The 3,086-nt window shown below is 33.6% G+C and carries 6 protein-coding genes; 1 reads left to right on the forward strand and 5 read right to left on the reverse strand.

Annotated elements, in window-relative coordinates:
• The 5 genes from AB4Y86_RS15540 to AB4Y86_RS15560 all read right to left on the reverse strand — a co-directional run.
• A partial coding sequence (locus tag AB4Y86_RS15540) for a hypothetical protein (RefSeq protein WP_441403092.1) occupies nt 1–203 on the reverse strand: 203 nt, incomplete at its 3' end.
• Nucleotides 204–297: 94 nt separating this feature from the next.
• A complete protein-coding gene (locus AB4Y86_RS15545; protein ID WP_087963209.1) occupies nt 298–522 on the reverse strand; it encodes a hypothetical protein in 225 nt (74 codons plus the stop codon).
• Nucleotides 523–604: 82 nt separating this feature from the next.
• On the reverse strand, nt 605–757 hold the full coding sequence (locus AB4Y86_RS15550; protein WP_087963208.1) for a YvrJ family protein: 153 nt from the start codon (nt 755–757) through the stop codon (nt 605–607).
• Between the two features lie 17 nt (nt 758–774).
• A complete protein-coding gene (locus AB4Y86_RS15555; protein ID WP_087963207.1) occupies nt 775–1,698 on the reverse strand; it encodes a S8 family peptidase in 924 nt (307 codons plus the stop codon).
• A gap of 90 nt (nt 1,699–1,788) precedes the next feature.
• Entirely contained in the window at nt 1,789–2,034 is a 246-nt protein-coding gene (locus tag AB4Y86_RS15560) for a glutaredoxin family protein (RefSeq protein WP_087963206.1), read from the reverse strand.
• Nucleotides 2,035–2,423: 389 nt separating this feature from the next.
• Here AB4Y86_RS15560 and AB4Y86_RS15565 point away from each other — a divergent pair, with 389 nt between their 5' ends.
• The gene (locus AB4Y86_RS15565) at nt 2,424–2,984 is read left to right on the forward strand and encodes a sigma-70 family RNA polymerase sigma factor (protein WP_441403093.1); all 561 of its coding nucleotides are present in this window, start codon (nt 2,424–2,426) and stop codon (nt 2,982–2,984) included.
• Nucleotides 2,985–3,086 lie beyond the last annotated feature (102 nt).

The following is a 3,086-nucleotide window of genomic DNA, read 5'->3' on the forward strand; positions in this document are numbered from 1 at the left end:
GAATACGATAGTATTAATACTTTCATTGTTTTTTGGGATGAAAATGTCCAACTTTCAGCAACTTCTACTTTATATCTTGATAGTTTTACCTCATGATCACGAGTAATTTCGTCGATTGTATCTTGGAAAGATTTTTGGCTGTATAGTTCATCTACGATGGCTTTAATTTCTTCTGTTTCTAGGACTCTTTTAAATGATTTCATTGGTGTTACCTCCCGAATTTTTCTTCCTACTTCTTAAAAGAGCTACGAACGAATGTTTTGTCAAAAAAACAATAAAAAAAGCTGACTTTTTTTGTCAGCTTTTTTGTTGACTCTCAAAACACTTGTTACAACAAGTGTTTACGCCGTATTCAGTGTTTATAAAATCATGTAAATTCTTTAATCGCTCTGAGTATGCAATAGCTAAATCTTGATAGAAACAAACGTCTTTTTCTTCGCAACAATCAATACATTTAGCGATGGATAGTAAATCAGATTTTAAATTGTTATATTTCACAAGATCTTTTTCGATTCCATTCACATAGATCACTCCTTAAAGAGTTATGTTTACATTTATAAAAGAGTGGTTGTTTGTGTTGTTGTCAAAAAAGGTAAGGAAAAAATTATTTGCTTTTGATTACGCCTTTTAAAGTTTCGATTGCATCGGTCAATCTATCTAATTTCTTCTCGAATCGAATAAGTAGATAAATAGTGATAGCGACAGGAAAACCGAAGTTGCCTAAAAGTGAAGCCCACATTTCAATTGTTGGGTCCATAGTAAGGTCACTCCTTTCTAGGTTAATTGGATTAAACCATTCCCTTCTTCTGTTGCTGAATAACCGAGTTTCTTCGCATGTTCTAGTAAATAAGAGTAAGCAATAAATGATGTTAATGTTGGATTATAATCAAATGTCGGAACTAGATTCAGAATGAGTGCGAGTGCTCCTGCGACATGAGGGGTAGCCATTGATGTACCGGATAACTTTGCGTATTTACCATCTAAGAAGGTTGATAATACTAAATTACCTGGTGCTACAAAATCTAGGTTGATATTGGTGTTTGAAAAAGAAGATAAAGTTAAATCTTGGCCAACGGATCCAACTTGGATTACTTCTTGATAGAAACCTGGGTAATTAATCTCAAAAGTTTCTCCTTTTCCGTCACCGTCATTTCCTGCTGCAACTACTAAGAGGATGCCATGCTTTCGAGCGTCTTTGATGGTTGAATAGAGTTCTTCATCGTGTAATGTTCCACCTAGACTCATATTAATGATAGATACCCTTTCGTTATTAGGCCCTCTCCATGCAATAGCATAGCGTATAGCGTTGATAACATTACTATAACTACCTCTTCCGTGTTTGTTCATAGTTTTTAGGATAAGTAATTGAGACTTAGGTGCAATACCAATTACTCCAATTCCGTTTTCTCTTGCTGCGATAGTTCCTGCAACGTGAGTCCCGTGTCCACGATAATCCATGATCTTTTCGGTGTCTCCGTTATCATCATCTGTGAAATTGTAGCCACCAATGATTGCTCCTTCTAAGTCAGGGTGGTTGGTATCGCAACCTGTGTCTAATACAGCAATTACAATACCTTCGCCTTTTTTACTAGATTCCCAGACCTCACGGGCTTTAATAAGGTCTAATCCGTAAGTGACTTCCTCCGGATTTTCAATAATAGATTTAATTTCGAATGGACTTTCTATAATAGTAGCCATGTTTCCCCTCCTAAAATTAGCCTCTTGATTTAATAAGTGAAAGGAGTGTGTTTGAAATAAAAAACCGGCACGTAATATGTGCCGGTTTTTTTATTTRCCTATTTTTTTTGCGTAACTATCAGGGTTAAAGCCAAGAAGTTTTTCTTCTGTTTGATTTTCAAGATCTTTCACTACTAGAAGTGGAACACCTTGCTCATTATATTGCGCATATTCATCAGCATTTTCCTTGATAGTAATATCTTTCATAAGAAATGGAATAGAATTTTTGCCTAACCAATCCTTTGCATTTACACAATATGGGCATCTATCATGTCCGTATAAAATAATTTCTTTCATTTTTAATTCCTCCCTATTTTCGTGCTTACATTTGTAAAAGAGGAAATAAAAGAAAAAAATCAAAATAAACTAAAAATTTTCCTCGTTTTTTTATTAAGCGTAGAAATATGGATATACATTACAATGAGTGTCATAAGAAAAAATGCTTTTTTACTACTATATAAAGCCGAAAAAAAACCCTTAATTAATTCATAAAAAACCCTTTTCTTCCATGGAGAAAAGTGGGATAATAAAGAAGTTGTCGGGAACGTGTGTTCGGATTAGATGTTCGAACTTTTTGTTTGAATTATTTGATTTTTTACGGTTGATTTCTCTTTTAGAATTGAGGAGGGCGTTTTGACATGGGGAGTAATCAAATAGAAGCATATTGTAGCAAATATAAGGAAAAAATGAACGAGCCAATTGTTCGGAATTTTTTGAAAGACGAAGAAAACTACGCATTATTCCAAGAAGCAATTATAAATCCCACCGAAGAAAATACATCTATGCTAAACAGTGCATTTGCTGAATATTACCGTAAGGTCAAAGTGATTAATTACATTAGTAATTTGGTTTATTTTTACTCAATAGATTTTGACAAAAGGGTTTCATTATATAAAAAACGTAATCTATTTGCGTTAACTGTATCGCATGAAGAGGTTGATAACAATCTAAATAGCTTGGATGCTTTAACTTCATCGGAAGATGATTTGACTTATGCTGATTATGAAAATATGTCTAAAAAAGATGATTTAAAGGATCATATTGATGGTGAATTATTATATAAAGCTCTTGATGTTCTGTCGGACAAGCAATTAAAAATATTGACTTTAATGTATCTGAATGACCATACAAATAAAGAAGTTGCAGAGATTTTAGATGAATCGGTTCAAACAGTCTCATACAACCACAATAAAGCGTTATCGAAGATAAAAGAGTTCATGGAGGGGCTGAACGTTAAGAAAAAATAAGGGGGATTGAAATGGAAGCGTTAAATGGTATGGGAAATTTGAGTTATGAAGAGATAGTTAAAGAATTTTCGCCGAGGATTACCAAATGTTTACGTAATACCC

The sequence above is a fragment of the Arthrobacter sp. 2YAF22_2 genome, assembly GCF_052114645.1.
Taxonomy (GTDB): domain Bacteria; phylum Actinomycetota; class Actinomycetes; order Actinomycetales; family Micrococcaceae; genus Arthrobacter.

Bases quoted from the DNA above. Each gene is read 5' to 3' on its own strand.
- AB4Y86_RS15565 (WP_441403093.1), top strand. From the start codon at position 2,424: ATGAACGAGCCAATTGTTCGGAATTTTTTGAAAGACGAAGAAAACTAC.
- AB4Y86_RS15550 (WP_087963208.1), bottom strand. From the start codon at position 757: ATGGACCCAACAATTGAAATGTGGGCTTCACTTTTAGGCAACTTCGGT.
- AB4Y86_RS15555 (WP_087963207.1), bottom strand. From the start codon at position 1,698: ATGGCTACTATTATAGAAAGTCCATTCGAAATTAAATCTATTATTGAA.